4 protein-coding genes are annotated in these 2650 nt (G+C 56.0%); 1 reads left to right on the top strand and 3 read right to left on the bottom strand.

Annotated elements, in window-relative coordinates:
* The coding region (locus tag FDW87_RS21980) for an efflux RND transporter permease subunit (RefSeq protein WP_252363045.1) at positions 1-242 on the bottom strand (242 nt) is incomplete at its 3' end.
* Positions 242-1489 carry an MdtA/MuxA family multidrug efflux RND transporter periplasmic adaptor subunit gene (locus tag FDW87_RS06445; protein ID WP_016153602.1) on the bottom strand — a complete coding sequence of 416 codons (1248 nt, stop codon included), beginning with the start codon at positions 1487-1489 and terminating at the stop codon, positions 242-244. The genes FDW87_RS06445 and FDW87_RS21980, both read right to left, overlap by 1 nt.
* A 279-nt stretch (positions 1490-1768) precedes the next feature.
* On the opposite strand from FDW87_RS06445, the gene FDW87_RS21155 reads away from it, so the two are divergent.
* Positions 1769-1828, top strand: a complete 60-nt coding sequence (locus FDW87_RS21155; RefSeq protein ID WP_109017525.1) for a type I toxin-antitoxin system Ibs family toxin — start codon at positions 1769-1771, stop codon at positions 1826-1828.
* Between the two features lie 99 nt (positions 1829-1927).
* Here the strand turns inward: FDW87_RS21155 and yegD are convergent.
* Positions 1928-2650: molecular chaperone (yegD, locus tag FDW87_RS21975; protein WP_252363044.1), on the bottom strand; the 723-nt coding region annotated here is incomplete at its 5' end.

Raw genomic sequence — 2650 nt, 5'->3', positions numbered from 1 at the left:
CCGAACTGACGCTCAAGCGGCGCGGTTACCGCCGAGGTCATGACGTCCGGGCTGGCGCCCGGGTACAGCGTAACGACCTGAATCGTGGGGTAATCGACTTCCGGTAAGGCGGCGATCGGCAGGAAACGATAACCGATAATACCGGCAAGCAAAATCGCGACCATCAGCAGCGTGGTGGCGACAGGTCGCAGAATAAACAGGCGTGATGGCCCGCCTGTGTTGTGCGGAGGTAACACCTGCATCAGGAGTTAGCTCCTTTTTTGCCGTATCCGCGGGGCGCAGTTTTCTCATCCTGAGCAGAGGCGTCATGCGCCTCTACGACTTCTACTTTTGCGCCTTCCGTCAGGCGGTCAATACCGTCGGTTATGACCCGATCGCCTGCGGACAACCCGGCGGCGATCACTACTTTTTGGCTATCCTGAATACCTGGTTTAACCAGATGTTTGCTCACTTTATTCTCGCTGTTCAGCACCCAGACAAAATGGCCCTCATTGCCCATCTGCAGGGCGGCCGTTGGGATCACCACGGCGTTTTGTTCCGTGTCGACCAGCATGCGGGCGTTAACGAACTGGTTAGGGAATAAAGCATCATCCTGATTGTTAAAACGGGCTTTAACTTTGATGGTTCCGGTCGTGGCATCAATCTGATTGTCGAGACTGAGCAGGACGCCTTCGCTCAGTTTTTGCGAATTGGTTCGGTCCCAGGCTTCGACCTTTAACGGAGTCCCCGATTTTTGCGCCCGCAACACGGTGGCAATGTCGTTTTCAGGCAAGGTGAATATCAGGTCGATAGGATGGGTTTGCGTAATGACGACGATTCCGGTGGTATCGCCGCTGGAAATTTGGTTACCGACGTCGACCTGCTTCAGACCGACACGCCCCTCTACAGGCGCGGTTATCCGACTCCAGTCAAGCTGCAATTGGGCGCTGGCGACGCTGGCTTCATCGGCTTTGATTGTCCCTAATGTTTCATTTACCAGCGCCTGCTGGGCATCCAGCTCCTGGCGGGAGACCAGATTAGTTTTCACCAGCTGTTGATAGCGGGCAAGATCGCGACGGGCATTTGCCAGCGTGGCTTTATCTTTTGCCAGTTGGCCCTGCGCCTGAGCCAGAGCAACTTTGAACTGGCTGGGATCTATCTCTGCCAGCAGGTCGCCGGCTTTTACCTGCTGTCCTTCCTCGAAGTGTAAGGCAATGAGCTGACCATCCACCCGGCTACGTACCGTGGCGGTATTTGCGGCAGTAATGGTACCCAGTCCTGTCAGGTAACGCGGAACGGCTTCCATGGCGGCGGTGGCAGCCTGAACGGGAGCCAACGGCCCGGAGCGCATTCCACGCCGTCCCGAACCTGGCGTGTGCTGCGCTGGTTTGGTCGCGCCCGGTGCGTTTTCCTGGGCGTCGTTACGGCTTTGCCAGAACCAGATGGCGGCGACGGTGGCCACAACGATCGCGATTGCTATCACCCAGCGGGATTTTTTACTGCCTTTCATTGTTATAAGTTTCTCATCCTGAAACGATTCGCGGAATGATACTAGTTTAGCCAGCGAACAAGGGAGAAAAATGGAGGAATTATGAAACACTGTCGGGATTCGTCTGAATGCCGATGCGGCTTTGCGAAGCGTTACGCAACAATCGGTGGTGAAAATAGTGAATACGTGATTGTGCGTAAGAGTGCTGACAAGGCAAAAAGGAGGAGAGCCAGAGATTTCAGCGGAACGCTGGTACGGAAAAGCCCCTCCCGAGGAAGGGGCCAAAATAGGGAAAGGGTTATGATGAAGCAGGTCATCATCCTGGTGATACTCTTAGTGATTAGCTTACCGGCTTACTAAGACACCAGGAGGAGGGGAAGCCCTCCCTAACCCTCACTCCTGAAATTAAGCCACAGCAATGGTGATGTCAATACGCGTACTTTTCAGCATGCGAGCCGCTTAGCGGAAAACAACGTCAGCCCAGCGGGCCAGTCCGGCAGTAACGGAACCGAAATCATCGCCCCCCGCGATCGGAATCCCGGGAAGTTGCTGGGTGAGGGCTTTTTTAATCAGCGGCGAACGCGCGCTACCGCCGGTCAGGTAAATCACGTCTGGTTTTTCCTGCGCGTTTTCCAGCGCCAGTTGAACCTGCTCCAGAATGCGCGCCAGGGGCTGATTGAGCGCAGCTTCCAGCCCGTGTTGACTGATATCGGTTGCCAGCGTGTCGCTGATAAACGGTATCGCCGCCGTCACAATGGTCTGATCGGAGAGCGCGATTTTGCTCTCTTCTGCGCTGCGCACCAGGCGATAGCTCAGACGCTCGCGCCAGACTTTAAGCAGTAGGGCGACTTTATCGGCTTCTTTCGCGTCACGGACAAGATCGTTGAGCAAGCGACCGTTGGCGCTACTGTAGAAGTCACTTTGCGCGGGAACATCGTTGATCGCGACCGCGTTCCACCAGGGCAGGATAGGTAAGGCGATCCCTTTTTCCGTTTCTCCCCCCATACCGAGCAGCGGCATCAGATGTTTAAACGCCAGCGCAATATCCAGATCGTTCCCGCCAACGCGGCAGCCGCTGTGCCCCAGCAGGCTGTTTTCGCGATCGGCGCGCTGATGCCATTGCGGCCCCATCAGCAGCAGTGAACAGTCGGTTGTACCCCCGCCAATATCCACTACCAACAC

Source organism: Citrobacter sp. wls826, assembly GCF_005281245.1.
GTDB lineage: Bacteria > Pseudomonadota > Gammaproteobacteria > Enterobacterales > Enterobacteriaceae > Citrobacter > Citrobacter braakii.
Note: the sequence above shows the minus strand (reverse complement) of the source record. Positions and strands in the feature narration are given on the sequence as shown.

Bases quoted from the DNA above. Each gene is read 5' to 3' on its own strand.
- FDW87_RS06445 (WP_016153602.1), bottom strand. From the start codon at position 1,489: ATGAAAGGCAGTAAAAAATCCCGCTGGGTGATAGCAATCGCGATCGTT.